Origin of the sequence: Nocardioides sp. CCNWLW216 (assembly GCF_037120545.1) — a bacterium.
Taxonomy (GTDB): Bacteria; Actinomycetota; Actinomycetes; order Propionibacteriales; family Nocardioidaceae; genus Nocardioides; species Nocardioides lianchengensis.
Genome location: NZ_JBBBBJ010000001.1, coordinates 55,904 through 82,778, shown reverse-complemented (window position 1 = coordinate 82,778; position 26,875 = coordinate 55,904). Strand labels below are relative to the sequence as shown.

The 26,875-nt window shown below is 66.9% G+C and carries 22 protein-coding genes and 1 pseudogene; 12 read left to right on the top strand and 11 right to left on the bottom strand.

The window, feature by feature from the left end:
* Positions 1 to 982: 982 nt before the first annotated feature.
* From gmd to V7S47_RS00265, 8 genes are all read left to right on the top strand, one after another.
* Positions 983 to 1,963: a GDP-mannose 4,6-dehydratase gene (gene gmd, locus V7S47_RS00300; RefSeq protein WP_336559753.1), complete on the top strand. Its 981-nt coding sequence runs from the start codon at positions 983 to 985 to the stop codon at positions 1,961 to 1,963.
* A 1-nt stretch (position 1,964) separates the two neighbouring features.
* Entirely contained in the window at positions 1,965 to 2,915 is a 951-nt protein-coding gene (locus V7S47_RS00295) for a GDP-mannose 4,6-dehydratase (protein WP_336559752.1), read from the top strand.
* A gap of 169 nt (positions 2,916 to 3,084) precedes the next feature.
* Entirely contained in the window at positions 3,085 to 4,542 is a 1,458-nt protein-coding gene (locus V7S47_RS00290) for a sugar transferase (RefSeq protein WP_336559751.1), read from the top strand.
* 137 nt (positions 4,543 to 4,679) lie between these two features.
* Positions 4,680 to 5,081, top strand: a complete 402-nt coding sequence (locus V7S47_RS00285) for a helix-turn-helix domain-containing protein (RefSeq protein ID WP_336559750.1) — start codon at positions 4,680 to 4,682, stop codon at positions 5,079 to 5,081.
* A 29-nt stretch (positions 5,082 to 5,110) separates the two neighbouring features.
* On the top strand, positions 5,111 to 5,800 hold the full coding sequence (locus V7S47_RS00280; RefSeq protein WP_090860726.1) for a hypothetical protein: 690 nt from the start codon (positions 5,111 to 5,113) through the stop codon (positions 5,798 to 5,800).
* A gap of 66 nt (positions 5,801 to 5,866) precedes the next feature.
* Positions 5,867 to 6,154 (top strand): DUF2516 family protein, encoded by a 288-nt coding sequence (locus tag V7S47_RS00275; RefSeq protein ID WP_090860727.1) that lies wholly within the window; start codon positions 5,867 to 5,869, stop codon positions 6,152 to 6,154.
* 86 nt (positions 6,155 to 6,240) lie between these two features.
* Positions 6,241 to 7,431, top strand: a complete 1,191-nt coding sequence (manA, locus tag V7S47_RS00270) for a mannose-6-phosphate isomerase, class I (RefSeq protein ID WP_336559749.1) — start codon at positions 6,241 to 6,243, stop codon at positions 7,429 to 7,431.
* A gap of 208 nt (positions 7,432 to 7,639) precedes the next feature.
* Entirely contained in the window at positions 7,640 to 7,990 is a 351-nt protein-coding gene (locus V7S47_RS00265) for a phosphomannose isomerase type II C-terminal cupin domain (RefSeq protein WP_336559748.1), read from the top strand.
* A 192-nt stretch (positions 7,991 to 8,182) separates the two neighbouring features.
* On the opposite strand, the gene V7S47_RS00260 is transcribed toward V7S47_RS00265, so the two are convergent.
* Both V7S47_RS00260 and rfbB read right to left on the bottom strand, forming a co-directional pair.
* Positions 8,183 to 9,580 (bottom strand): sugar nucleotide-binding protein, encoded by a 1,398-nt coding sequence (locus tag V7S47_RS00260; RefSeq protein WP_336559747.1) that lies wholly within the window; start codon positions 9,578 to 9,580, stop codon positions 8,183 to 8,185.
* A gap of 185 nt (positions 9,581 to 9,765) precedes the next feature.
* On the bottom strand, positions 9,766 to 10,764 hold the full coding sequence (gene rfbB, locus V7S47_RS00255; protein WP_090860731.1) for a dTDP-glucose 4,6-dehydratase: 999 nt from the start codon (positions 10,762 to 10,764) through the stop codon (positions 9,766 to 9,768).
* Positions 10,765 to 10,819: 55 nt separating this feature from the next.
* On the opposite strand from rfbB, the gene rfbA reads away from it, so the two are divergent.
* The gene (rfbA, locus tag V7S47_RS00250; RefSeq protein WP_336559746.1) at positions 10,820 to 11,683 is read left to right on the top strand and encodes a glucose-1-phosphate thymidylyltransferase RfbA; all 864 of its coding nucleotides are present in this window, start codon (positions 10,820 to 10,822) and stop codon (positions 11,681 to 11,683) included.
* A 59-nt stretch (positions 11,684 to 11,742) separates the two neighbouring features.
* On the opposite strand, the pseudogene V7S47_RS25660 reads toward rfbA, so the two are convergent.
* From V7S47_RS25660 to cysD, 7 genes and pseudogenes are all read right to left on the bottom strand, one after another.
* Positions 11,743 to 11,910: pseudogene (locus V7S47_RS25660) on the bottom strand (DapH/DapD/GlmU-related protein); the annotation flags it as partial.
* Positions 11,911 to 12,304: 394 nt separating this feature from the next.
* Positions 12,305 to 13,348 carry a glycosyltransferase gene (locus V7S47_RS00240; RefSeq protein ID WP_442945327.1) on the bottom strand — a complete coding sequence of 348 codons (1,044 nt, stop codon included), beginning with the start codon at positions 13,346 to 13,348 and terminating at the stop codon, positions 12,305 to 12,307.
* 56 nt (positions 13,349 to 13,404) lie between these two features.
* Positions 13,405 to 14,298 carry a glycosyltransferase gene (locus V7S47_RS25655; RefSeq protein WP_442945326.1) on the bottom strand — a complete coding sequence of 298 codons (894 nt, stop codon included), beginning with the start codon at positions 14,296 to 14,298 and terminating at the stop codon, positions 13,405 to 13,407.
* 1,261 nt (positions 14,299 to 15,559) lie between these two features.
* Entirely contained in the window at positions 15,560 to 15,772 is a 213-nt protein-coding gene (locus V7S47_RS25650; protein ID WP_442945325.1) for an acyltransferase, read from the bottom strand.
* A gap of 301 nt (positions 15,773 to 16,073) precedes the next feature.
* Entirely contained in the window at positions 16,074 to 17,363 is a 1,290-nt protein-coding gene (locus V7S47_RS00235; RefSeq protein ID WP_336559744.1) for an O-antigen ligase family protein, read from the bottom strand.
* A gap of 57 nt (positions 17,364 to 17,420) precedes the next feature.
* Positions 17,421 to 18,698 (bottom strand): sulfate adenylyltransferase subunit 1, encoded by a 1,278-nt coding sequence (locus tag V7S47_RS00230; RefSeq protein ID WP_336559743.1) that lies wholly within the window; start codon positions 18,696 to 18,698, stop codon positions 17,421 to 17,423.
* On the bottom strand, positions 18,698 to 19,612 hold the full coding sequence (gene cysD, locus V7S47_RS00225) for a sulfate adenylyltransferase subunit CysD (protein ID WP_090860735.1): 915 nt from the start codon (positions 19,610 to 19,612) through the stop codon (positions 18,698 to 18,700). The genes V7S47_RS00230 and cysD overlap by 1 nt, the downstream gene beginning before the upstream one ends.
* 206 nt (positions 19,613 to 19,818) lie before the next feature.
* Here cysD and V7S47_RS00220 point away from each other — a divergent pair, with 206 nt between their 5' ends.
* Complete coding sequence (locus V7S47_RS00220) at positions 19,819 to 20,985, top strand: nucleotide sugar dehydrogenase (RefSeq protein ID WP_336559742.1); 1,167 nt, start codon at positions 19,819 to 19,821, stop codon at positions 20,983 to 20,985.
* Here V7S47_RS00220 and V7S47_RS00215 read toward each other — a convergent pair.
* Both V7S47_RS00215 and cysC read right to left on the bottom strand, forming a co-directional pair.
* On the bottom strand, positions 20,970 to 21,974 hold the full coding sequence (locus tag V7S47_RS00215) for a sulfite exporter TauE/SafE family protein (RefSeq protein ID WP_336559741.1): 1,005 nt from the start codon (positions 21,972 to 21,974) through the stop codon (positions 20,970 to 20,972). The genes V7S47_RS00220 and V7S47_RS00215 overlap by 16 nt on opposite strands.
* A complete protein-coding gene (gene cysC, locus V7S47_RS00210) occupies positions 21,971 to 24,151 on the bottom strand; it encodes an adenylyl-sulfate kinase (RefSeq protein WP_336559740.1) in 2,181 nt (726 codons plus the stop codon). Before cysC ends, V7S47_RS00215 begins: the two co-directional genes overlap by 4 nt.
* A gap of 220 nt (positions 24,152 to 24,371) precedes the next feature.
* Here cysC and V7S47_RS00205 point away from each other — a divergent pair, with 220 nt between their 5' ends.
* Positions 24,372 to 25,331 (top strand): asparaginase, encoded by a 960-nt coding sequence (locus V7S47_RS00205; protein WP_336559739.1) that lies wholly within the window; start codon positions 24,372 to 24,374, stop codon positions 25,329 to 25,331.
* Positions 25,332 to 25,493: 162 nt separating this feature from the next.
* Positions 25,494 to 26,870, top strand: coding sequence for a polysaccharide biosynthesis tyrosine autokinase (locus tag V7S47_RS00200; RefSeq protein WP_336559738.1), 1,377 nt, complete (start codon positions 25,494 to 25,496; stop codon positions 26,868 to 26,870).
* Positions 26,871 to 26,875: the final 5 nt, after the last annotated feature.

The following is a 26,875-nucleotide window of genomic DNA, read 5'->3' as shown; positions in this document are numbered from 1 at the left end:
CCCTCGCTGGTCGAGTAGCCCGTGAGGAACGAACGGGCGTATCGAGACCCCCGCGGTCGTCCACTCGCCGGTTGAGCAGCCCATGGGAAACGCCCTAGCCACCCTCGCCGGTCGAGTAGCTCGCGAGGAACAACCAGGCCTCCCCTCGCCGGTCGAGGAGACCGCGCGCAACGAACGGGCGCCCTGCTCGCCGGTCGAGTAGCCCGTGAGGAACGAACGGGCGCCCTGCTCGCCGGTCGAGTAGCCCGTGAGGAACGAACGGGCGCCCTGCTCGCTGGTCGAGTAGCCCGTGAGGAACGAACGGGCGTATCGAGACCCCCAACCGTCCGCATATCGCCCACACGCGCCCACCACCCCAGGGAACCAGTGGCCCGTCTGAGGGGTTTACCTGTGAGTACGTCTCTTTACTGGCGCCCGGACTAGATCACTGGCCATGATTGATCCCGCCGCCCAGCTCTGGGTTTGGGAGGGAGCTCGGACGGTAGTCCCGGGTCGCGTGTATCCCCGTGTGCGCGACCCGGGCACCCCCCTCGCCTCTGTGTGCGAGGTCGAGTACAACGAAGGCCGGGCCCGCCGCTCTCGCGACGATCCCGGCCTCCTGGCCCTGCTTCCCGCTCCTACGCCGAGCGGGACTCCGCGACGTCCATGCCGCTGTGGTACCTGCTCCGACAGGGGCACGGCCAGCTGTCGGTCGGCTCCCCACACGTCTGTCGCTTGGGCTTCATGCCCGGCACCAGCTTCTTGACCCGCTCTCCAGCGGGCAGCTCGTGGACACGATCGTGCCCACATCGGGGACAGTGGTCCGCCACCGTGAATCACTCCAGGCTTCGCTCGTCGTTCGGGTCCCCGTGCGCCTTCGAGTCTGCCTACGGAAACCGGTGAGCGGAGCGACTACGCAAAGGATCACACCCCAGGGATCCGCGCCTGGGGTCCGCCGGAACGGCCGCACACACGTGGCGCCCACCACTGGCATGATCCGCCCATGCCCAGCGCACTCATCACCGGCATCACCGGCCAGGACGGCCTCTACCTCGCCGAGCTCCTGCTCTCCAAGGGGTACGACGTCCACGGCCTGGTCCGAGGGCAGAACAACCCCAAGGGCTGGCTGGTCGAGCAGCACCTCCCGGCCGTCAAGCTGCACTACGGCGACCTGACCGACATGTCGAGCCTGATGCGGGCGCTGCGCGAGTCCGATCCCGACGAGGTCTACAACCTGGGCGCGGTCTCCTTCGTCGCCTACTCCTGGGAGAACGCCCAGCTCACCACCGACGTCACCGCCAAGGGCGTCCTCAACCTGCTCGAGGCGCTGCGGCTGCACGCCGGCGACCGGCCCGAGCACGTGCGCTTCTACCAGGCGTCGAGCTCGGAGATGTTCGGCAAGGTCCAGGAGACTCCCCAGCACGAGCGCACCCTGCTCTGGCCGCGGTCGCCGTACGGCGTGAGCAAGGTCTTCGGCCACCACATGACGATCAACTACCGCGAGTCCTACGGGATGCACGCCTCGTCGGGGATCCTCTTCAACCACGAGTCCCCCCGCCGCGGCCCGGAGTTCGTGACCCGCAAGATCAGCCAGGCGGTCGCCCGGATCCACCTCGGCCTCCAGGAGGACGTCGTCCTGGGCAACCTGGACGCCGAGCGCGACTGGGGCTTCGCCGGCGACTACGTCGAGGCGATGTGGCTCATGCTCCAGCAGCCCGTGGCCGACGACTATGTGGTCGCGACCGGCGAGACCCACTCCATCCGCGACTTCCTGGACATCGCGTTCGCCCACGTCGGTGTCGACGACTGGGTCCCCTACGTGCGACAGGATCCGCGCTTCATGCGGCCCGCCGAGGTCGACACCCTGATCGGCGACGCGAGCAAGGCCCGCGAGGTGCTCGGCTGGAAGCCCAAGGTCTCGTTCCCCGACCTGGTCGCGATGATGGTCGAGGCCGACCTCGACGCCATCCGCCAGGGCTGGTGACATGCCCCGCGCCTTCATCACCGGCATCAGTGGGCAGGACGGCAGCTACCTCTCCGAGCGCCTCCTGGCCGAGGGGTACGACGTCCACGCCCTGGCCTTCTCCAGCGAGCCGACGCCCTCGTCGCCCGGGGTCGTCCTGCACCGCGGCGATCTGACCGACATCGACCGGGTCCGGAGTCTGGTCGTCGAGATCGCTCCCGACGAGATCTACAACCTGGCCGCGATCAGCTCCGTGGCGCGGTCCTGGCAGGAGCCCGACCTCACCGCCCGCGTCAACGGTCTCGCCGCGGTCGGCCTGCTCGAGAGCGCCCTCCAGGCCCAGGAGGCCACCGGCAACGCCGTGCGTTTCGTCCAGGCCTCGAGCGCCGAGATCTTCGGCGAGCCGTCCCACTCACCCCAGGACGAGCACACCCCGCTCCGCCCGGTGAACCCGTACGGCGCCGCCAAGGCCTACGCCCACCTGATGACCGGCGTCTACCGGGGCAGAGGCCTGCACGCCGTGAGCGCGATCCTCTACAACCACGAGTCCCCGCGCCGCCCGGCCCAGTTCGTGACCCGCAAGATCACCGCCGGCGCCGCGGCCATCGCCCGTGGCGAGGCCGACTCGATCTCGCTCGGCAACCTCGACGCCCGTAGGGACTGGGGCTGGGCCCCCGACTACGTGGACGCCTTGGTCCGCGCAGCCCGGGCCGACCGCGCGGACGACTACGTGATCGCGACCGGTCAGAGCCGCAGCGTCCGCGAGTTCGTCGCCGCGGCGTTCGCGAAGGCCGGGGTGAGCGACTGGGAGAGACACGTCCGGGTCGACCCCGCCTTCGTCCGCCCGGCGGACCCCTCCGACCTGACGGGCGACCCGGCCCGGGCGCGGGACCTCCTCGGCTGGCGCCCCACGACGACCTTCGAGGAGATCGTCGGCCGCATGGTCGAGGCTGACCTGAGCCAGGGTGACTAGACCTTTCTAGGACTTCCCAGGCTGCGCGAACCCCACGTGCACAACATCACTCAAAGAATGCCTCAGTTTTCCTGCACGGCTGCCACCGCTGGATCAAGAATGCGTATGGCAACGAAGCCACCGCATATTCGACTCGCCCTCGCCCGGGCGGATCCATGGGGACCTCCAAATGTCGATCATCTCCGAGCAGCGCGCACGGCTGATCTCGGCGACCCCGAGCCGGTCGCTGCGGTATCTGCCCGCGACCGCGTTCATCGCGGACCTCACGATCATCAGCGCCTGCACCATGATCGCCGTCCTCGGCCGCAAGGAGCTTCGCTTCTTCGACGCGCCGGCGGATGTCTCCGGTGATGTCGCGATGGTCGGCCCGTTCATCGTGCTCGGCTGGCTGATCACCCTCTTCATCTACGGCGCCTACGAGAAGAGCGTCTTCGGCGCCGGCACAGACGAGTTCAAGCGGGTCACGAACGCGACCCTGGTGTCCGCCGCGCTCGTGGGGGTCGGCTGCTACATCGTCAACGTGGATCTCAGCCGAGGCTTCTTCGTGCTCGCTTTCGGGCTCGCCCTCCCCGTACTTCTTCTCGGCCGTGGGGTCCAGCGGCGAGCTCTCCACAGCGCGCGTCGGCGCGGCTTGCTGCGCCACCGCGTCCTGATCGCTGGCTCCCCCTCCCACATCGACGAGATCGCCGGAGTCCTCCGTCGAGAGTCTTGGCTCGGCTATCAGGTCGTGGGTTGCCTGACGCCCGCTCATGACCTCACCGAGGAGACAAGCCTGGGCGTACCCGTCCTCGGCAACTCGGATGACGCGACCTCGGTCGTGCTGGCCTCAGGCGTCGACGTCATCTTCTTCGCAGGTGGTGCACTCGGGTCGGCCAACCAGATGCGCAGGGTCGTCTGGGACCTCGAGCACCACGACGTGCAGGTCGTCGTCGCCCCCAGCGTTAGCGACATCTCCAGCGAACGCGTGCAGGTGCGCCCTGTAGGTGGGTTGCCGCTCATCCACATCGATCCGCCGGCCTGGCGAGACGCCTCGCGCTGGGGCAAGCGGACCTTCGACGTCGTAGGATCCGGGGGCCTGATCCTGGCTTTCGCGCCCATCTTCCTCTTCGCCGCATTGCGGATCTGGATGTTTGACCGGGGCCCGATCTTCTTCCGTCAGACCCGGATCGGCCGTGACGCGGAGCCCTTCGGCTGCTTCAAGTTCCGCACCATGGTGGTCAACGCCGAGGCGATGGTCGCGAAGATGCAGGAGGAGCTCGGACAGAGCGCCCTGCTCTTCAAGATGAAGGACGACCCGCGCATCACGAAGCCCGGCAAGTGGCTCCGACGCTTCTCGATCGACGAGCTCCCTCAGCTGTTCAATGTGTTTCTCGGCGACATGAGCCTGATCGGCCCACGCCCGCAGGTGGCTCGCGAGGTGGAGCTCTACGACCACGCCATGAGTCGACGCCTGCACGTGCGACCCGGCATGACCGGGCTGTGGCAGGTCTCGGGACGCAACGATCTCAGTGCCGAAGAGGCCATGCGGCTTGACCTGTACTACATCGACAACTGGTCGATGGTTCAGGACGTGTCGATCCTCGCCAGGACGTTCGGGGCTGTCTTCTCCAGCCGCGGCGCGTATTGACCCTCCCCGGCCGCTGCCTCTAGCAAGCAGCAAACCCACCGAGATTCACCAGCATTCAAGAGGCATCTTGATTCATGGTGACCTGACTCACGCCCACTGTGCTTGCAACTGCTAGCAGCAGCAAGCACAGTGGAGGCATGGCAAAGGGCAAGGTCGGCAAGACCGTCGAGACCCTCGGCGACTACCTCCGGGAGCAGCGCACCACGGCTCAGCTCTCGCTGCGTCAGCTCGCCGAGCAGGCGGGCGTCTCCAACCCCTACCTGAGCCAGATCGAGCGCGGACTGCGGCGGCCCTCGGCCGAGGTGCTGCAGCAGATCGCCAAGGCACTGCGGATCTCTGCCGAGCAGCTCTACATCAGGGCGGGGATCGTGAGTCCCGAGGACGGCGTCGGCGGGTCGGTCGAGCTGGCCGTCCTCAACGACACCGGGCTCACCGAGCGCCAGAAGCAGTCGCTGCTGGACGTCTATGCGTCCTTCCTGGCGCTCAATGCCGCCTCGTCACCGCCGGAGTCGCCCGACCCGCCGGTCGACGCACCCTGACCATCGCCCCACCACCGAAGGAGATCGACATGGCCAAGACCACGTTCGACATCAAGTCCACCCTCTACGCCGGCGCCGGCGTGGCCGACCTCGCGGTCGAGGCCGTCCGCGACGTCGTGACCGACGTCCAGAAGCGGTTCGTTGACGTCCAGAAGGACGTCCAGACCCGCGTGGCCGACGTCCAGAAGACGGTCACCGGCTTCGAGTTCGAGCCGAAGGCGTTCCGCGACCAGGCCGTGACGGTCGTCAGCGCCCGCGTCGACGCGCTCTCGAAGGACGCCAAGGCCCGGCGTACCGCGATCGAGACCCGCGTGGCCGAGCTCCAGGGCGAGGCCAAGACCTTCCCGGGCAAGGTCCAGGGCTTCGTCGACGACAACGTCGCCACCGCCACCAGCGCGTACGGCGACCTCGCCAAGCGCGGCGAGGTGCTCGTCGGCCGGATCCGCCGTCAGGAGTCGACGAAGGCGACCGCGACCGCGGCCAAGACCACCACCGCCAAGGCCAAGACCACCCGGACCCAGGCCACCAAGGCGACCAAGTCGACCGCCAAGAAGGCGACCTCGACGGCCAAGAAGACCACCGCCGCCACGAAGAAGACGGCCGCCAAGAAGGCCGCCGCTCCGAAGAGCAGCGCCAAGGCGACCGCGACCGCGGCCAAGAAGACCGCCTCCAGCGCGGCCCAGGCGACCACCGAGGCCGCCGCCAAGGTCGGCGACTGACCACTGGCACGAGTCGAGGCCCCGCGGGATTCCCGCGGGGCCTCGTTCGTTCAGTACCCTGACGCCATGCCAGATGTCGACTCCGGGGTGAGCCTCGTCCTGCTGGTGGTGAACTTCGCCATCATCGTGGTGTCGATCTACGCCTTCGTGATGAGCCTGACCTACTCCGCCGAGGCCTACGACGCCGCAGGCAAGTGGAGCAAGCCGGGCTGGACGATCGTGCTCGGGCTGGGCGCCTTCCTCTCGATCATCGGGCTCGGCATCAGCCCGCTCATCAGCATCGCGTTCCTCATCGCCGCGCTCGTCTTCCTCGCGGACGTGAAGCCGGCGCTCGCCGGACTTCGTCGGCGCTGAGGAGCTGGACCGGCGCAGACTGTGAATGTGGTCTCCGCTCGTCCCAATCAAGTTCCGAAGGCTGTCCCAGCCCCTAGGCTCGAAACATGTACCGGCTCCGCAACGGCGTGCAGAACTACCCCTGGGGTTCTTCTGACGCCATTCCGCGCTTCCTCGGCGAGCGGCCCGACGGTACTCGTGTCGCCGAGGTGTGGATCGGCACGCACGCCCTGCAGCCGTCGACGGCGCTGACGGGCGACGGCAGCTCGAAGCCCCTCTCCGACCTCACGGGCGATCTGCCCTTCATGCTGAAGGTCCTGGCGGCCGACCAGCCGCTCTCCCTGCAGGTCCACCCCAGCAAGGCGCAGGCCGAGGCGGGGTACGCCGAGGAGGAGCGGGCCGGTGTCCCCCTCCACGCCCCGCATCGGGTCTACAAGGACGCGAACCACAAGCCCGAGATGGTCTACGCCCTCTCGACCTTCGACAGCCTCATCGGCTTCCGGCCGACGGCGGAGATCCTGCGGGTGCTCTCGCCGTTGGAGACCCCGTTGACGAAGCGGATCGTCGACGACCTGCGCGCCGACCCCGGTTTCGCCGGCATCGTCCGCCGCGTCGAGTGGTTGCTCTCCCAGGAGGTGACCCCGGCCGAGGTCGGCGAGGTGGTCGGCGCCTGCCGTGCGCTTGGGCGGATGGGCCTCGACATCAAGCGCGCGTACTCGACCGCCGTCGAGGTCGCGGAGCACTATCCCGACGACGTCGGCGTGATCATCTCGCTGATGCTGAACCGGATGACGCTGCAGCCCGGCGAGGCCGCGTTCCTCGGCGCCGGCATCATCCACGCCCACCTGAAGGGGCTCTGCCTCGAGGTGATGGCCTCCTCGGACAACGTCCTGCGCGCCGGCCTGACCAAAAAGCACATCGACCGTGACGGCCTGATCAGCTGCCTCGGCGAGACCGGGATGGCCCGACTCGCGCGGGTCAGCCCGGAGTTCGTGCTGGCCGAGACCGAGGTCTTCAGTCCCGCGGGTGTCGAGTTCGCGCTCGCCATCACGCAGGTCTCGAACGCCGATCCCGACGGCGTCGCCGTCGTCAACGCCCAGCAGTCGATCCTCATCTGCACCGGCGGCGAGGTCGAGGTGCGCTGCGCGCGCGGTGAGCGGGTGTCCCTGGGCCGCGGCGACTCGGTCTTCCTCGGCCCCGACGACCGCGACTGCGTCATCGTCGGACTGGGTGAGGTGGCTCAGGCCTACGAGCCGGCTCAGCGGGCCCTGCACTCCCGCCTGGTCGACGTGGTCTGAACCAGTCGCACGTCGGAACGCCGAGACGGGGCCTTTCTGTGTCGCCCGGTGCACAGGTCGTCCTCACCTCGTCAACAACTGTGCCGAGGTTCTTCAACAAGTTGATTCAGCGGTCCCGCAGCCCGTTCGCGTTCCCTAATGTTCGTGTCACCTAGAGACGAGCCGTAGGACGAGCGGCTCGCCTGACTCAGCTGGGGGGCTGACGAAAATGATCGGTGATTCCGACACGCGACCGTGGGGCTCGTGGCACATCCTCGACGAGGGGCCTGGCTACAAGGTCAAGCGCATCGAGGTGCTCCCGCACTCGCGACTCTCCTACCAGACCCACGACCACCGCAGTGAGCACTGGGTGATCACCTCGGGCAAGGCCACCTGCGTGGTCGACGGCATGACCCGGATCGTCGGCCCCGGCGAGTGCGTCGACGTCGAGCTCAAGCAGCCGCACCGGATCACCAACATGGAGGACGAGCTGCTCGTCGTCATCGAGGTGCAGCGCGGGGAGTACTGCGGCGAGGACGACATCGTGCGTCTCGAGGATGACTACGGGCGGACCGTCTGAGCTTTCTTTGCGCCGACCCGGTGGTCGGCGAGTAGTGCGGGGTCCCGACGGTGTCGGGGCCCCGTTCTGCGTTGTGAGGCGCACGCAGGATGGGCGTGCTTCGGAGCCCGTTGGTTGGCTCACCGGGTTTCGAGACGGGACTTCGTCCCTCCTCAACCACCGGGGGGGCGGGAGGTGTGAGGCGGTGGGCCGTCAGCTGGTGCAGTAGCGGGCTAGGGCTGCGAAGGCGTCCTCGGGGACGAAGCCAGTGGCCTCGATCTTGGCGAGGTCCAGCACGCTGTTCGTCGGCCGGGGTGCCATGTCCTTGCCGGCGGTGTACTCCGCCGTGCTGGTCGGCGACACGTCGTCGGACGAGCGGCCACTGAGGCGGTAGACCTCGGCGGCGATCTCGTGCCAGGAGGTGACCTTGCCGCCGTTGCTGAGGTTGTAGGTGCCGAAGGCCGCACCGACGTCGAGCAGGTGCTTCGTCGCGCGGGTGAGCTCCGTGGTGAAGGTCAGGCGCCCCAGCTGGTCGTCGACCACGCTGGGCGAGACGCCGTTGCCGGCGAGGGTCTGCATTGTGCGCACGAAGTTCTTGCCGTCGCCGATGACCCACGAGGTCCGCACCAGGTAGTGGCGGGGCGCCAGGCCGACCGCGATGTCGCCGGCAGCCTTGGTCTGCGCATAGACGCCGAGCGGGCTCAGCGGCTCGTCCTCCGTGTGCAGCTCGGCCGTGCCGTCGAAGACGTACTCGGAGGAGTAGTGGACGAGCGTGAAGTGGTGCTCGGCGGCGAGCCGGGCCAGGGTGGCGGGCGCGGTGGCGTTGGCCGCCCAGGAGATCCGGCGGCCCTCGATCGTCTCGGCGGCGTCGACGGCGGTGTAGGCGGCGGCGTTGAGCACCAGCGCGTACTCGTGCCACGGCCACGCAGCGACGGCAGCGGTGTCGGTGAGGTCGAGGACGGTGACGCCCTCGGCGGCGACCATGTCGACCAGGTCGCTGCCGGGGAACTCGGCGTTCAGCGCCCGGCCGAGCTGGCCGTTGGCGCCGATGATGAGCGTCTTCTTCGGAGCCATCCGCTCCGCGTCCGCCAGTGACGGGTTGGTGCGGTCCTTGTCCGAGATCTCCGCCTCCGCGAGCGGGATCGGCCAGGCGATCGCGGCCGTGGCGTCGGCCAGGTCCAGGGCGGGGTACGGCGTCGCCGGGCGCCAGTGCTCGTTGACGAGGTAGGAGTAGGTCACCCCGTCCTCGAGGGTCTGGTAGCTGTTGCCGACGCCGCGAGGCACGAAGACCGCGGTCGCAGGATCGAGCTCGACGGTGAAGACGGCGCCGAAGGACTCGCCCTCGCGCATGTCCACCCAGGCACCGAAGGCCCGGCCGTTGGCGACGGAGACGAACTTGTCCCACGGCTCGGTGTGGATGCCCCGGGTCGTGCCGCGCTTGGCGTTGAACGACATGTTGTTCTGCACGGGACCGAAGTCGGGCAGGCCGAGCGCGATCATCTTCTCGCGCTGCCAGTTCTCCTTGAACCAGCCGCGGGCGTCCTCGCGCAGATCGAGGCGGAGCACGACGAGGCCGGGGATGGGGGTGGTCTCGAGGGTGGGGAGGCTCATGTGGCGCTGCTTTCCGTCGGGGCTGTGGTCATTCTCGCTGGTGGGCTGCGGGGGTCTCGACGGGCGCTCACCCGCTAGCGCGGCTTCGCTGCTCGACCACCGGCTCCGCTAGGGCGGCTCGATCGCCGGTGGTCTCGATACGCCGTCGTTCGTTCCTCACGACGGCTGCTCGACCAGCGATACGTCTACTGGCCCTTGGCGGCGTAGGTGGCTTCGGTGGCCTGCTTGGCGGGGCGCCACCAGTCGGCGTGGTCGACATACCACTGGATGGTGTTGGTCAGGCCCGCCTCGAAGTCGGCGAACTGGGGCTGCCAGCCGAGCTCGGTGCGGAGCTTGGTGGAGTCGATGGCGTAGCGCAGGTCGTGGCCGGCGCGGTCGGTGACGTGGTCGAAGTCGTCGGCGGCCTTGCCGAAGTGCTGGAGGATCATCTCGACGACCTCGAGGTTGTTCTTCTCGCCGTCGGCGCCGATCAGGTAGGTCTCGCCGATCTCGCCCTTGTTGAGGATCGTCCAGACGGCCGAGGAGTGGTCGTCGGCGTGGATCCAGTCGCGGACGTTGAGGCCGGCGCCGTAGAGCTTGGGCCGGATGCCCTCGATCACGTTGGTGATCTGGCGGGGGATGAACTTCTCGATGTGCTGCCAGGGCCCGTAGTTGTTGGAGCAGTTCGAGATGGTCGCCTGCACGCCGAAGCTGCGCACCCAGGCCCGCACCAGCAGATCGGAGCCTGCCTTGGTGGAGGAGTAAGGGCTGGAGGGGTTGTAGGGCGTCTGCTCGGTGAACCGCTCCGGGTCGTCGAGCTCCAGGTCGCCGTAGACCTCGTCGGTCGAGATGTGGTGGAAGCGCACCCCGGCCTTGCGGACTGCCTCCAGCAGCGTGAACGTTCCGATGATGTTGGTCTGCACGAACGGGCTCGGGTCGGACAGCGAGTTGTCGTTGTGCGACTCGGCTGCGTAGTGCACGACCGCGTCGTGCTCGCCGACCAGTGGCTCGACCACCGCGGCGTCCGCGATGTCGCCCACGACCAGTGAGACCCGGTCCTCGGGAAGCCCGGCCAGCGACTCGCGGCTGGCGGCGTAGGTGAGCTTGTCGAGGACGGTGACCGTGGCGTCGGTGTGCTCCACCAGGTGGTGGACGAAGTTGGAGCCGATGAAGCCGGCGCCGCCGGTGACGAGGATGCGCTGCATGGGCGCCAGTCTAGGGATGACGGGCCGCAGGGCCTTGATTGGCTAGGGTCCCTCCATGCGCGGAATCATCCTGGCCGGTGGCACCGGCTCACGCCTGCACCCGATCACCCTCGGGATCAGCAAGCAGCTGGTGCCGGTCTACGACAAGCCGATGATCTACTACCCGCTTTCCACGCTCATGCTGGCGGGCATCCAGGACGTCCTGATCATCACGACGCCGCACGAGGCGTCGCTCTTCGAGCGGCTGCTCGGTGACGGCTCGCAGTTCGGCATCTCGATCACCTACGCCCAGCAGCCGAGCCCCGACGGCCTGGCCCAGGCGTTCGTGATCGGCGAGGAGCACATTGGCTCCGACAAGGTCGGCCTGGTGCTCGGCGACAACATCTTCTACGGCGAGGGCCTGGGCACCCGCCTGCGGCGCTTCGAGGACCTCGACGGTGCCGCGGTCTTCGGCTATCGGGTGGCCGACCCCACGGCGTACGGCGTCGTCGAGTTCGACGAGAAGGGAGTCGCGCTCTCCCTGGAGGAGAAGCCTGAGAAGCCGAAGAGCAACTACGCCGTGCCGGGCCTCTACTTCTACGGCAACGACGTCGTCGGCTACGCCAAGGACCTGAAGCCGTCGGCCCGGGGCGAGCTGGAGATCACCGACCTGAACCGGATCTACTTAGAGGCGGGGCGCCTGCAGGTCGAGGTGCTCCCGCGTGGCTCGGCCTGGCTCGACACCGGCACGTTCGACGACATGAACGACGCCAGCAACTTCGTGCGCACCATCGAGCACCGGCAGGGCACCAAGATCGGTGCTCCCGAGGAGGTTGCCTGGCGGCTCGGCTTCATCGACGACGATGGTCTGGCCGAACGCGCATCGAGGCTGATGAAGAGTGGGTACGGCGCCTACCTAATGTCCTTGCTGCACTACTAGCGAGGCAACTTTGCCCAAGTGCCAATCGCACTGACCATGAATTCCTACAAGTTGGCCCGTCAGGTCTTCCTGGACTTGAGGATCTTCGCCGGGTTTCCACCCACTACGGAAAACGCCGGCACATCCTTCGTGACAACCGCTCCCGCAGCGACTACTGCGCCACGACCGACCGTAACGCCGGGCAGAATTATTGCCCGTGCACCAATCCAAACATCGTCCAAAATTACGACTGGATCTGGAACCGTCATCCCCTGACGGATCATAGGCCTTGAAATGTCGCTAAACTCGTGACCCAATGCAAAGATCATTACTTCCGGCCCCATCATCACATCTCTTCCGATCTCGACGGGGCCGTCGAGTCGTGAGTTTTGACCAATCCCCGACCGATCCCCGATAGAGACCCGGTCACCCTTACCGAAAGACACTCCCGGCTCGATGTTCACATCGTGGCCAAAACTCTTGAAAAGTGGTCCTACGGTGGAACCGCGAATCCTCTTCCAGAGTCGGCCGCCCGGATAACGAGCCGAGGGAAGTTTCTGGACAATTAGCCAATACAGAGCGAGCCGTATTAGGGTCTCGAGCCTACGCATCATCCGACTCACGTCAGGCACCTCCCAATTCCTATAAGCATGAGCGACCTCCGGACGAACCGACCAAATCTTCAAAAAGCGCGTTCCACTTCTCCAGAATGCCAATCTCCGATAACACCGACCGTCTTTGCCTACGCGATTCAGTCGACATATCAACGGCGCGCGCGAAATCAAACGCCTGGATCGCTCTCGCAAGATCGCTGGCGTCACCATCGTACGTTTCGCCGGGAACGAGAGACGGAATGAACTCTTCCGCAACCCGCGACCGACGGGAGAGCACTGGAACATTCGCCTCGGCGGCCTCGAAGTACACCATGCCGAAGGTTTCACCAGCACTCGGGTGGACCAGTAGATCGCTCGCCGACAATTCGCTGACTACCGCCGGGCCATCAACGCGGCCCGCGAACCGCACCAACGCCGATATCCCTTGACTCTCTGCAAACTTCTCCAATTCCTGTCGCTCCGGGCCGTCTCCAACAATGGTCAACCTATATTTGTCGCCGAGCAGAGTGAGCGCGGACAACACGTCTACAACACCCTTCGTTCGCGTTAGCGCACTGACGACAACCAAGTTCCGCCACGCGGCACTCTGTCGGCACTCTGTCGCCACCAATTCAGGATCGAACTTTATCAAGTTTGGAATTGACGTTACCCGCGACTTGGGCGATAAGCGAAGAACATCTGATTGGGTCACCCCGCTTACCGCTACCACCTCCCGAGCTAAGGGATACAAAAAGCGTGCGAAGTAGGACAGCAATCGCAGCTTTGGAGCAGTCGCAACCTTCTCTCTGATGAGCGAGTGCTCCCACACCAAAACCGAAGACCGAGACGAGAAGGGCCGCGCTAAAAGGCACGGGACCGCCACCCACACTCCTACTAGGATCGCGATGTCCGACCTTCGCATGCGACGGAAAGCGCAGATGCCACGGTACCAACTTTTCCAGCCCCGCGCAGAGCAGACTTCGAACTCCACCCTTGGATCCAATTCGAGGGGCCTCGTCCCCCGAAAAGTCGTGAGCCGCACTGGCCGTTCGCGACACAGTTCGTTCATGAGCCTGATGGCAACTCGTTCCATTCCCATCGATGGAGTGGCGTAGGCCATGATAAAGGTGACTGGATCGCGCCCAGAGATCAACGCAACCTCCCCATTAAAGATTCCATTGTGCCTCTCGACAGCACGCCTGCGAGACCAATCGCCAATGTCGACAAAGAGGGCAGCCTCCGCGCCATACGTAGCTCCTTGAAGACTTCTGCGACCCCTTCCCTATCCCGACCCTGTATCGCATACCGCAGTGTCTGAGCGGCCAAGAAGTCGCAGTAAACTCGTTCATCCACAGGTCGGAGTACAGTGCGCGCCCACAGAAGTGATGGTCGCCAATCCGGAGCCGCTGAAATAGAACCAGCGGAGCCGAGACTAATTTTCACTAGAGGCGTCTCCAATTGGCTCAGGATGACGTTCGGCAACGCCGTAACGCGGATGATCCAATCCCAATCCTGGTGTCGCCGCAACGACTCATCCCAAGGCGCCTCGAGGGCCAGAGAACGCTCAACTAGAAGAGTCGAGGTGTAGATAGAAGGACGCCCGCCGCCGGGGCGCCTCTTACGAAAGAGATATGTAGCGACGTCTCCTCTTCGATAGGCCCTATTAGGTATTGGCCCCGATTCTCGGCCCGATGGATCGATCTGCATGTGCCTGGATGCCAGGACGGGTCTTAACCCCGCCTTCTCTACAACTTTCGCACGCAATACTTGCTGGTTCAGCTTGTCCGGCATCCACGCATCATCGTCATCCAGATACGCTACGTACTTGCCTCTTGCGACCGCCGTCCCCAGGTTGCGAGCAAAAGCGCCCCCCTGCCCTCCGGTCCAAAGCACCTGGTCCGCGAGATCGTCTTGTCCGTCTGGAAGTACGTGCGAAGGATCCTTGTCAACGACAACGATTATCTCGATTCGACCGACTCCGGTTTGAGAACGCGCACTCTCGATGGCCCGGGTCAACGAGGGCCGCCCGGTGGTGGGTATCACTACAGACACCTCAACGGTCTCCACTGTTCGTCCCTTTCAGTCCAGTTCTGCCGTTTCGAAGAAAGAGGATCCAATATGCCGTGGCACCTACGAGCGATGCCCCGGCCAAGCCGAGGGTCGCGCCCTCGGCGCCGTCCACCACAGCCCCCAACGCTGCTAGACCAAGCGAAAGGGGCAACACCATCAGGCGAACCCTCGCCACTGTCCGTACTGAGCCAGCGACACGGAGCCCTTCAGTCGGTGCCACCCCGGCATAGGTAAGCACGAGCCATAAGCCTGTCGGGAGGGCCAGATCTGAAGCCGAACCCCACGTTTCCCCCAACAATTTCACACCAACGTTTGCCGGAATCGTCACGAGAAGGAGCGTAGTAGCGGCGGTCAGCGCGATTAGGATGAGGCTCAGCAGAAGATATTCTCGGGCGTACCCTCGCTCTCCGCCGCGGAAGCTCTTAACGGCACGTGGAGAGACGACCAGGGTCAGGCCCGTGGACATGGCGGTAACAGGCCCAAACAGAGTTTGCGCGCCGCGCAGAGCTCCGACAGAAGACGCGCCCGCTGCCGCTCCCACAATCATTGGAGAGCCATGTCCGATGACGGACATCACAAAATAGTCGAGACCCATTGAGCGGACGGTGGCCGAGTGCGACTTCCACCATCTCATGCAATTGCGAGATGGACCGGTTCGAAGCATCACCATCCCGCTGGCGACGCCTACCGTCGCCCCCGCTGCCCAGGCGAGATAGAGATTAAAACCAGTCGCGTGTCCCGAGAACGCCAAACCAAGCGAGCAGAGAAGTTGAGCGACGAGCCATCCGCCATCGTTCACTAGCGCCGCCGAGGAACGATTTGTTGCGAAAGCAAGGTACCGAAGTGCGTCTTGAAGGCACAGGACCGGCGCTGCTATGGCTATGACAGCCATATATCGTCCCGTCGTCCCGCCCAAGCTTAGGGAGAGTAACCCAAGTAGTCCGGCGCCTGCGAAGCCGTACACGATGGCGCATCCGAGCGCCCGCCTCGCATCGTCACCCCCGCCGGGTGCGCTAACTCCAGATAACGTGAGCGTAATAACGTGGCCCACAAAGCCTCTGCCCATAAACTGCAGGACCAAGTAGAATAGAAAAGCGATGCCGAACGAACCGAATTCCTCGACCGAGGATGACCTGGCCACAAGAATGCTCAGCGTAAGATTCGAGAGACTTGTCAACGCTTGATCTGACACGCCATATAGGGCGCCAGATCGATGCAGTCTGCCTGACATCGGCTATGCGGGTACGTCGCGCGATAACGCACGCACGAAACGAGCGGGAACTCCCGCGATCAAACTGTTAGGTTCAAATTTGCCACGGACAATGGATCCGGCACCTACGACGCACCCCGGGCCAATTGAAGTACCGGGCAGGATGACGGAGTTAGCCCCAATCCAAACGTGATCACCTATTTCGATTGACTCAACATCGTATGCGTCGCGCCACATTTCGGCCGTTGAGTCAATCACATGGTTTCCGTCGTGGAAGGAGACCCGTTCCCCAACACGCACGTCAGATCCTATCTTCAACGACTCGTAGACAGAGATTTGGACGTCCTTGTTCAAGAAGACTCGGTCGCCGAATGAGAGCTTTCCCTGGCAGAAGATCGAAGAGTTCTGCCGGATGTCCAGACCCGGTCCAGCCTCAATCTTTGCCGAACCTCGGAACACCCAAACGGCGCCGGCACCCAATCTCACCGGCGGCATTCCGGACAGGTGCCGGAAGTTCCTATACTTAAGAAGTAGCCACCTAGGCCGACCCCTGAGCTCCCTGACCGCGATCTCGAACTTCGATGCTCGGACCTGGATCACGCGCCGGCGTGCCACGACCATCTACCTCCCTAGACTGCGTTTCGGAACCTACGCGTCGTTCGTGCGCTGTCGCGAAGATGATGAGCGGGAAGAAGAGGAACAGAGTCCCGTCAATCGCCAGCGGGTTCCACGCTAACTCAGTCAGGCCCCGCAGAAGGACGAAACCCACTAATGTGGTCGCCACCACACTCATCCGTGCGTCTCCTTGACTCAGGGCAGCACAGACGACAAGCGCGTAGAGCAGCACGGCAACCGCCCCTCCGCCGTATAAGAGGAGCAGTGATTGGCTGTGCATGTAATTTCGGGCCAGGACCTCCGGAGTCCAAGAAGACAATCCGCGACCGAGGATCCAATCCTCGCCCAGGGCTCGGGTTCCAATGTCCCAGATTAGCCCTCGATTGGAGAAGGCATCAGTAGCCACCGAGTAGTTGAGCCACACGCCCAAGCCTAGAACGGAAAAGGGGACGACCGTTGAAACCATGGGACGGCGACCTATACTTGTTCGCATTGCGAGAACCGCAAGAACAAGTGCGATTGCGACGCCGAGCTGGGTAGTTCGCGAGTTTGACGCGTAAAGGACCACTCCTGCAAGGAGTATCACTAGGACTCTGGTGCGTCCTGTGGCAACAGTCGCCGCAGTGAGCGCGGCGAGCCCGGCCGTGGCCGCGAAGTAGTTCTCCGACGAGAAGGGGCCAGCGAACAACTGACCCAAGGGACCGCACTTGAACTCTGTGCACGAAACCCAAGCTTGCGGCGCGAACGCCGTCATGGCGCAGGCTAGGCCGAACCCGAACATGACGGGCTGGAGGACAGTGTCCGGACCGGGGGGTACGGCCAATATCGGTAGCAAAGCAAGCACAACGATGACCGGGAGCAACCGCGCGAAAGTTCCGGGCCCATCGCCAATCGGGTAGCGAACTACGTCAACGAGAAATAGCCACACTGGCAAGGCGCTGACAAGAAGATGTCGTCCGTTTAGAACTATTCCCTCCGACTGCCGACGCACCACTGTCGTCACGAACATGGCCGAGAGGGCGATCGTTGCCACGCACCCGACCACTAGAGTCACCGTCGATTGAAGCCACGACTGATTCACGATGGCTGTGGCCACGATAGTCAGGCGCGCCGCAGTGACAGTGCGCGCGGGATCCGGTGGGCCAAGTCTCAGTGCCACGACGATAGTCAGGAAGCCGATCGCGCCGACGAGGAGCGGCAGTATCGTCGTCAATTTGATTTCCTGTCAGCGACGTGTCACTAAAAGCTTCGGTCGCCTATCGTCGGGGCGCTAACTCCCAGTATTGATCATTCCTGCGCCAACAGTAACGCCAGTCGCCTCGTCGATCAGGATGAACGAACCCGTGGTGCGGTTCTGCGAGTAGGGGTCGCAGAGCAGCGGCACCGTGGTGCGCAGCTGGACGCGGCCGATCTCGTTGACCCCGAGCTCCTTGGTCTCCTGGTCGCGGTGCAGCGTGTTGACGTCCAGGCGGTACTGGATGTCCTTCACGAGGGCACGAGCGGTGCGGGTGGTGTGCTTGATGGCCAGCTTCTGCCGCGGCCTGAGCGGGGTGGTGGTCATCCAGCAGACCATCGCGTCGATGTCCTGGCTGGGCGTGGGCGCGTTGCGGACCCGGGCGATCATGTCGCCGCGGGAGACGTCGACGTCGTCCTCGAGGCGGACGGTCACGCTCATGGGCGGGAACGCCTCGTCGATCTCGCGGTCGAAGAGGTCGATGCCGGCGATCTTCGAGGTCATGCCGCTCGGCAGCACGACGACCTCGTCGCCCGGCTTCAGGACGCCGCCGGCGACCATGCCGCCGTAGCCGCGGTAGTCGTGGTGCTCGTCCGACTTCGGGCGTACGACGTACTGCACCGGGAAGCGCGCGTCGATCAGGTCGCGGTCGGAGGCGACGTGCACGTGCTCGAGGTGGTGCATCAGCGTCGGGCCGGAGTACCAGCTCATGTTCTCGGAGCGGTTCACGACGTTGTCGCCGGCCAGGGCCGAGATCGGGATGACCTCGAGGTCGGGGATGTTGAGCTTGGTCGCGAACTGGGTGAACTCGGCGTGGATCTTCTCGTAGGTCTCCTGCGAGAAGTCGACGAGGTCCATCTTGTTGATCGCGAGCACCATGTGCGGGACCCGGAGCAGGCTGAGGATCACCGCGTGCCGGCGGGACTGCTCGGTGAGGCCGTTGCGGGCGTCGACGAGCACCAGGCCGAGGTCGGCCGTCGAGGCGCCGGTGACCATGTTGCGCGTGTACTGCACGTGGCCCGGGGTGTCGGCGATGATGAACTTGCGGTTGGGCGTCGCGAAGTAGCGGTAGGCCACGTCGATGGTGATGCCCTGCTCGCGCTCCGAGCGCAGGCCGTCGGTCAGCAGCGCGAGGTCGGTGTAGTCGTAGCCCTTCGACTGGCTGGTGGCCTCGACGGCCTCCAGCTGGTCCTCGAAGATCGACTTGGAGTCGAGCAGCAGGCGGCCGATGAGGGTCGACTTGCCGTCGTCGACGGAGCCGGCGGTCGCGAACCGGAGCAGGTCCATGTTGGTGGGCTGAACGGTGTCGGCCATCAGAAGTAGCCCTCCTTCTTGCGGTCTTCCATGGCCGCCTCGCTGAAGCGGTCGTCGCCGCGGGTCGCGCCACGCTCGGTGAGCTTGGCGACCGCGATCTCCTCGATGATCTCGGGGATCGTCGAGGCGGTGCTCTCCACGCAGCCGGTGAGGCTGATGTCGCCGCAGGTGCGGAACCGGACGGTCCGCTCCTCCACGACCTCGCCCGCGCGCAGCGGGTTGAGCGGGGTCTCGCTCATCAGCATCCCGTCGCGCACGAAGACGCGACGCTGGTGGGAGAAGTAGATGTTGGGGATCTCGATGCCCTCGCGGCCGATGTAGTCCCAGATGTCGAGCTCGGTCCAGTTCGAGATCGGGAAGATCCGCATGTGCTCGCCCTCGTGGAGCCGCCCGTTGTAGAGGCTCCAGAGCTCGGGGCGCTGGTTCTTGGGGTCCCACTGGCCGAACTCGTCGCGGTGCGAGTAGACGCGCTCCTTGGCGCGGGCCTTCTCCTCGTCGCGGCGCCCGCCACCGAAGGCGGCGGTGAAGCCGTTCTCCTCGATCGCGTTGAGCAGGGTGCCGATCTGCATCCGGTTGCGGCTGGTCTTGCCGTCGTCGACCACCACGCCGTTGGCGATGGCGTCGTCGATGCTGGCCACGACCAGGCGCACGCCGAGGCGGTTGACCCAGTTGTCGCGGGTCTCCAGCACCTCGGGGAAGTCGAGGCCGGTGTCGACCTGGAGCACGGGGAACGGGATCTTCGCCGGGTAGAAGGCCTTCTCGGCGAGGCGCAGCATCACGATGGAGTCCTTGCCGCCCGAGAACATCAGGACGGGCTTCTCGAACTCGGCGGCGACCTCACGGAAGATGTGGATCGACTCCGCCTCCAGCTGGTCGAGCTGACTCAGCCGGTAGTCGGCGTGCGTTTCGGTCATGACTAGCGGGGGACCTCTCGTCGGGACAGCAGCGGCCATCGTATCCGTCGGCGCCCCGCTGCCCTCATGCTGGACAAGTCGAGTGTGTTGGGTCACCTAGGGGCCTGTCGACCGAGTCCCGGGAGGTGGGCAGCGGTGTGTGACGTTCCCGTGAATCTGGGCGATACGCCGTACGTCCCACCCGGGCGGCGCCGTACGCTCGCCGGGTGAAGATCGCGATCGCCGGCATCGGCTACGTCGGCCTCTCCAACGCCGTCGTCCTGGCCCAGCGCCACGAGGTGCGGGCCATCGACCTCGACCCCGAGAAGGTCGCGATGGTCAACCGGCGCGAGTCGCCGCTGGAGGACGCCGAACTGGTCGAGTACCTCGCCGAGCGCCCCCTGCAGCTGGTCGCGACGCTGGACAAGCACGAGGCGTACGCCGACGTCGAGCTGGTCGTCATCGCGACGCCCACCGACTACGACGAGCGCACCAACTACTTCAACACCGGCTCGGTCGAGGCCGTGATCCGCGACGTGCTGGAGCTCGCGCCGGACGCGACCATGGTGGTCAAGTCGACGGTCCCGGTCGGCTTCACCGCCCGGATGCGCGAGGAGCACCCGGACGCCCACCTCATCTTCAGCCCCGAGTTCCTCCGCGAGGGCCGCGCGCTCTGGGACAACCTGCACCCGTCGCGGATCGTCGTCGGCGACAAGGGTCCGCGGGGGCGCGCCTTCGCCGACCTCCTGGTCGAGGGCTCCGAGGACGACGACGTGCCCGTCCTGCTCACCGACTCCACCGAGGCCGAGGCGATCAAGCTCTTCGCCAACACCTACCTCGCGCTGCGGGTGGCCTACTTCAACGAGCTCGACACCTACGCGCTCACCCACGGCCTCGACTCCGCCCAGATCATCGAGGGCGTCGGCCTGGACCCGCGGATCGGCAGCCACTACAACAACCCGAGCTTCGGGTACGGCGGCTACTGCCTGCCGAAGGACACCAAGCAGCTGCAGGCCAACTACCGCGACGTACCGCAGAACCTGATCAGCGCGATCGTCGACGCCAACACGACCCGCAAGGACTTCATCGCGGCCGACATCCTGCGTCGCAGCCCCCGGACGGTCGGGATCTACCGGCTGATCATGAAGGCCGGCTCCGACAACTTCCGGATGTCGTCCATCCAGGGGGTCATGAAGCGCCTGAAGGCCAAGGGCGTCGAGGTCGTCGTCTACGAGCCGGCGCTCGAGGACGACCTGTTCTTCAACTCGGAGGTCGTGCGTGACCTCGACGAGTTCAAGAAGCGGTCCGACGTGATCGTGGCGAACCGGCGCACCGACGTCCTCGCGGACGTGGCCGACCGGGTCTACACGCGCGACATCTACGGCCGCGACTGACCTGACCGGTTCCCGGTGGCGACGTACTCCGGGTCCTCGAGCTCCGCGACGGTCGGGGCGCCGAACATCGGCAGGCCCTGCTCCTTGCGCAGCAGGCCCCACACCAGTGGCACCAGGACGAGGGTCGCGATCCCGACGCCCGCGATGAGCATCGGGTGCGTCTCGTCGGCACCGAGGACCGACCAGCCGGACTTGTCGAGCAGCGCGACGCCCGACATGGTCAGCACGACCACGATGCCGCGGCGGATGTAGGACTGCGGGACCTTCGGCGCGAGGGTGCTGCCGAGCAGCGTGCCCGGCACCGAGCCGGCGACGAGCGGGATCAGGATGCCCAGGTCGATGCCGTTCAGGGCGATGTTGGAGATGGCGGCCGCGAGCACCAGCGGGACGGCCTGGACCAGGTCGGTGCCGACCAGCTTCACCGCGGACAGGCCCGGGTAGAGCATCAGCAGCGCGACCATGATCACCGAGCCGGAGCCGACGCTCGTGATGCCGACGAGCAGCCCGCCGAGCGCCCCGACCAGGAGCGTCGGGATCGGGCGCACCGGCGGGTTCGGGTCGCCGGTCGGTCCGCCGGCACGGACCCGGCGCAGGTTGATGTAGAGCCGCAGGGCGTACGTCGAGGCCGCGAGCAGCAGCGCGAAGCCGATGCTGAGGATCAGGGCCTGGTCGAGGTCGTCGGGGTCGGTGAACCAGGCCAGGACGTGCGGGCCCAGCAGCGCCATCGGCACGGAGCCGATGATCAGCCACTTGGCCAGGCTCAGGTTGGGCGAGCCCTCCCGGGCGTGCACGACGGCACCGCCGGTCTTGTAGATCGCCGCCGCCGTGAGGTCGGCCGTCACGACCGTGGCCGCCTCCCCCACCCCGAGGAAGATCAGCGCCGGCGTCATCAGGGCGCCGCCACCCATCCCCGTCAGTCCGACGACGATGCCGACAAGGAACCCGGCGACCAGGATGGACAGTGCGGTCATGGTGACCAGGTCGGTCACCGCGCCGCCTCCCGCGCTCCGAGGAGGGCCGGTACGACGACCCGCAGCAACCGCTCGATCCCGGCGGCGGCGGTCTCCGCGGCCTCGGCACCCTGGCGGTAGGGGTCGCGCACGTCCAGGCCGGCGTCGGCCGCGCCGCGGCGGCGGGCCGCCTCCGTGACGAGCTCGCGCCCGGACAGGTCCGGGTCGAGGGCCTGGACGGTCTCGGCGAACTGTCCCAGCGTGAAGACCTTGCGGAACAGCTGCGGGTGGTCGTCGAGGATGAACGTGCGGTGGGCGGCCTCGGCGGTCAGCACGACGTCGGCCTGCTCGAGGAGGTTGCGGTCGAGCGGGCGCGAGGCGAACGACGCCACGTCCGTGACCCCGCGTGGGGCCAGGGTCGCGGCCATCACGTCGTCCATGGCGTGTGCCTGGAAGCCGTGCGTGCCGGCACCGCTGAACACCACGTGGGCGTCGGGACCGGCCAGGTGGCGGGCCAGGAGCTCCATGAACGGGGAGCGGCAGATGTTGGCGGTGCAGACGAAGAGGACGTTCAGGGGCGCGTCCGCCTCCCCTGCTTCGTCCCCACCGCTGGTTGAGGTGCGAGGCGCGCTAGCGCCGAGCCTCGAAACCCCTTCAGCTCGAGCGTCGTCGTCGGGTGCGGGGGTCTCGACAACGTCAGGACTTCGTCCTCCCTGCTCGACCACCGGCGAACCGCTGGTTGAGGTGCGAGGCGCGCTGGCGCCGAGCCTCGAAACCCCTTCAGCTCGGACGCCGTCGTCGGGTGCGGGGGTCTCGACAACGTCAGGACTTCGTCCCTCCTGCTCGACCACCGGCGAACCGCTGGTTGAGGTGCGAGGCGCGCTGGCGCCGAGCCTCGAAACCCCTTCAGCTCGAGCGTCGTCGCCGGGTGCGGGGGTCTCGACACGGTCGGGCCCGGGGGTCCCTCCCTGCTCAACCAACGGCGGGGCGCCCTGCGTCACCACCGGGGTGGTGAGGTCGAGGAAGCCGGTGGTGCGCAGGGCGGCGATGACGTCGTCGAGCGCGTCCTCGATGGTGCGGCCGGTGGTGTCGACGACGACGTCGGCGTCGGCGGGCTCCTCGTAGGGCGAGGAGATGCCGGTGAACTCGGGGATCTCGCCGCGGCGGGCCTTGGCGTAGAGGCCCTTGCGGTCGCGGCGTTCGCACTCCTCCAGCGGGGTGGCCACGTGGACGAGGAAGAAGGCACCGCCGGCGTCGTCGACCATGGCCCGGACCTGCTGCCGGGTCTCGTCGTACGGCGCGATCGGGCTGCAGACCGCGACACCACCGTGCCGCGAGATCTCCGCGGCCACCCAGCCGATCCGGCGGATGTTGGTCTCGCGGTCCTCCCTGGAGAAGGTCAGCCCGGCCGACAGGTTCCGTCGTACGACGTCGCCGTCGAGGCTGGTGAGCGTGCGACCGCCCTGCTCCAGCAGCCGGTCCATCAGAGCGCGGGCCAGGGTGGACTTGCCGCTGCCGGAGAGGCCGGTGAAGAACAGCACCAGTCCGCGCCGGTCCGGAGCGGGCTGGTCCTCCTCGACGATCTCGGCGACCGCGGCCGGCAGGTCGTCGTCCTCGCCGGGCTCGACCAGCCCGACGACCGGGTCGGGTCCGGCGTAGGTGGCCAGGACCCGGACGCCCAGCTCGTGGTCGGCCTCGGGGTCGTCGTGCGAGGCGAGCGGCACGGCCAGCACGGCGGCGTCGTCGAGGAGCTCGGCGGCGCGGAGCGTGGCCCGGACGAGCGCGACGGGCGACAGCTCGGGGGTGCCGGTGCCGACCAGGGCGACCAGGGCCACCGGTCCGTGCGCCCGCAGCGCCTCGACCTGCCCGCTGGTGAGGGCGTCGGTGACCGGCACGAACGTCCGGCCGGCCAGCTCGGCGCGAGCCGTCGTCGGCGAGAGGTAGAGGTGGCGGAACGGGCCGAACTGAGCGTGGGTCAGCGGCTCGATCTCGCCGCCCGGGACCGCCACGCGCGCCAGGGGCAGCCCCTCCGGGTCGACCAGCTCGACCTGACCGGCCTCGCGGGCCGCCGCGTCGATCGCGGGCGGGAGGGCGAGGGTGACCGGGCTGCCGGGCTCGTCGTACCGCTGGGTGGGGTGTAGTGCCCCGGAGACCAGGAGCTCGAGGTCGTCGAGCTCGCGTGGGGTCGGACAGTGCTGCGGGACGGCTGGAGGCACGGGCGTTATCCTGGCACGCGGCCGAGCCATCACGCTGAGCGATGGGTGACCGTCTCGCGGGAGCGACCACCACCCGCCGCTCGAGCCGCTGCCAGGCTCCCACGCTCGGGCAGGGGGACCTCCTCCGTGCGCTCCTCCACCCTCGGCGAGCGTTGGCCCGAGTCCTCGCGACGGCCGTCTACCTCACGGTTGACTGACCACCGGGGCTAACCTCGCCCCCATGTCGTCCCCGGTGGTTGTGGCAGAGATCGTGCGTTCGGGCTTCGTGGAGGGCCACCACTACGGGTCGGTCGTCGCGCTCGATGCCGACGGCGCGCTGGCCTGGTCGGTGGGCGACGCCGAGCACCAGGTCCTGCCCCGCTCCTGCAACAAGCCGATCCAGGCGCTCGCGATGGTCCGGGCCGGGCTCGACCTGCCACCGGACCTGCTCGCCCTGGCCTGCGCGTCCCACTCCGGCGAGGACTTCCACGTCGACGGCGTACGACGGATCCTGGCCTCCGCCGGACTCGACGAGGGGTCGCTGCAGACCCCGCTCGACTACCCGCTGGACGACACGGCCCGCGAGTCGCTGCTGCGCGCGGGCGGCGAGCGTTCGCGCATCCACATGAACTGCTCGGGCAAGCACGCCGCGATGCTGGCGACCTGCGTCGCCAACGGCTGGGACACCGCGACCTACCTGGACCCGGCCCACCCCCTGCAGGAGCGGATCGCCGCGACGTTCGCCGAGCTGACCGGCGAGACGGTCGAGGTGGTGGCGGTCGACGGGTGCGGCGCTCCCCTGCTGTCGACCTCCTTGGTCGGGTTGGCCCGGGCCTTCCGGACGCTGGCGGTCGCCGAGGACGGTCCCGAGCAGCGGATCGCGGAGGCGATCCGCCGGCACCCGTCGTACGTCTCGGGGACGACGCGGGACGAACTCCGCCTCCTCACCGCGATCCCCGGCGCGATCGGCAAGGCCGGCGCCGAGTCCTGCTACGTCGTGGCCCTGCCCGACGGTCGCGCGTTCGCGCTGAAGACCGACGACGGGGCACCCCGCGTCCGGCCGGTGCTGATGGCGGCCGCGCTCCGGCGCTCGGGGGTCGACGCGGAGGACGGGGTGGACGGCGACGCGGTGCGGGCGACCGGCGAGCTGCCCCTGCTCGGCGGCGGCGTGCGCGTCGGAGAGATCCGCGCCACCTTCTGAGGTCGCCGGCTCGGAAAGGACGGGCGCGGCTCCCGGTCTGTACGTGGAAGACGTCACCTCTGATCCCGCAGTGGCGGGCGTCGCGCGACGATAGAGTGCCGCCCAAGCCTTGATGCAGACCGCCACCTCCGGGGTGGGGTCGCACCAGCGAACGGAGCCTACGTGGAACTGCGGGACTACCTTCGTATCCTGCGACGCCGATGGTTGATGGTGGTCTCGATCGGGCTGGTGGTCCTGGCTGCTGCGGCGCTCTACACCTTCACCGCGACTCCGATGTATCAGTCGACGGCCCGGATGTTCATCTCGACCACGTCCGAGGCGGACGCGGTGCAGAGCAGCAACTTCACCGCGCAGCGGGTGGCGTCGTACGCCGACCTCGTCACCGGCGAGACCCGGGCCCAGGCCGTGATCGACGCGCTCGACCTCGATCTCGGACCCGATGAGCTGGCCGCCAAGGTCACCGCCGAGGTGAAGCCCGAGACCAACAACATCCTGATCCGCGTCAGCGATCCCGAGCCCGCCGAGGCCCAGCGGATCGCCCAGGCCTACGCCGAGCAGATGCAGGACCTGGTCGACGAGCTGGAGACGCCGCCCGGCGCCACCGTGGCCGTCCTCAAGGCCTCGATCGTCGACCCCGCCAACGCGCCCGAGAACCCCTTCTCGCCGCAGCCGGTCCGCAACCTCGGTCTCGGCCTGATCCTGGGCCTCCTGCTCGGCGTCGGCATCGCCGTGCTGCGCGAGCTCCTCGACACCACGGTCAAGTCGCTGGAGGACCTCTCCACGAGCACCGAGACGCCGCTCCTCGGTGCCATCGCGTACGACGCCGGCACCCGCACCCGTCCGCTGGTCACCGACCTGGAGTCGCACGCGCCCCGGGTCGAGGCGTTCCGGGTGCTCCGGACCAACATCCAGTTCGTCGACGTCGACCAGCAGGCGAAGGTCTTCGTGGTCACCTCGGCCGTCCCGGAGGAGGGCAAGACCACCACCGCGGTGAACCTGGCCCTCACCCTGGCCCAGGCCGGCGGGCGGACCCTGCTCGTCGAGTGCGACCTGCGGCGGCCCAAGGCCACCGCGGCCCTCGGCGTCGACAACGCCGTCGGCGTCACCACCGTGCTGGTCGGCAAGGTCTCCCTCGCCGACGCCCTGCAGAAGCACGACGCGACCGGTCTCGCGGTCCTGGCCAGCGGCGCCGTCCCGCCGAACCCGGCCGAGCTGCTCCAGTCCCAGGCCATGAGCACCATGCTGGCCAGCCTGCGGGCCGACTACGACCACGTGATCATCGACGCGCCGCCGCTGCTGCCCGTCACCGACGCCGCGCTCCTGGCCTCGCAGGCCGACGGCGCCGTCGTGGTCGTCCGCTGGGGCAAGACCACCCGCGACCAGTTCTCCTCGGCCATCGAGCGGCTCGGCCAGGTCGGCGCGAGGCCGCTCGGCCTCGTCCTCAACATGGTGCCGAGCAACCGGAAGTCCGACGGCTACGGGTATGGCTACGGCTATGGCTACGGGTACGGCTACGCCCCCATCGCCAAGGACGACTGACCGCT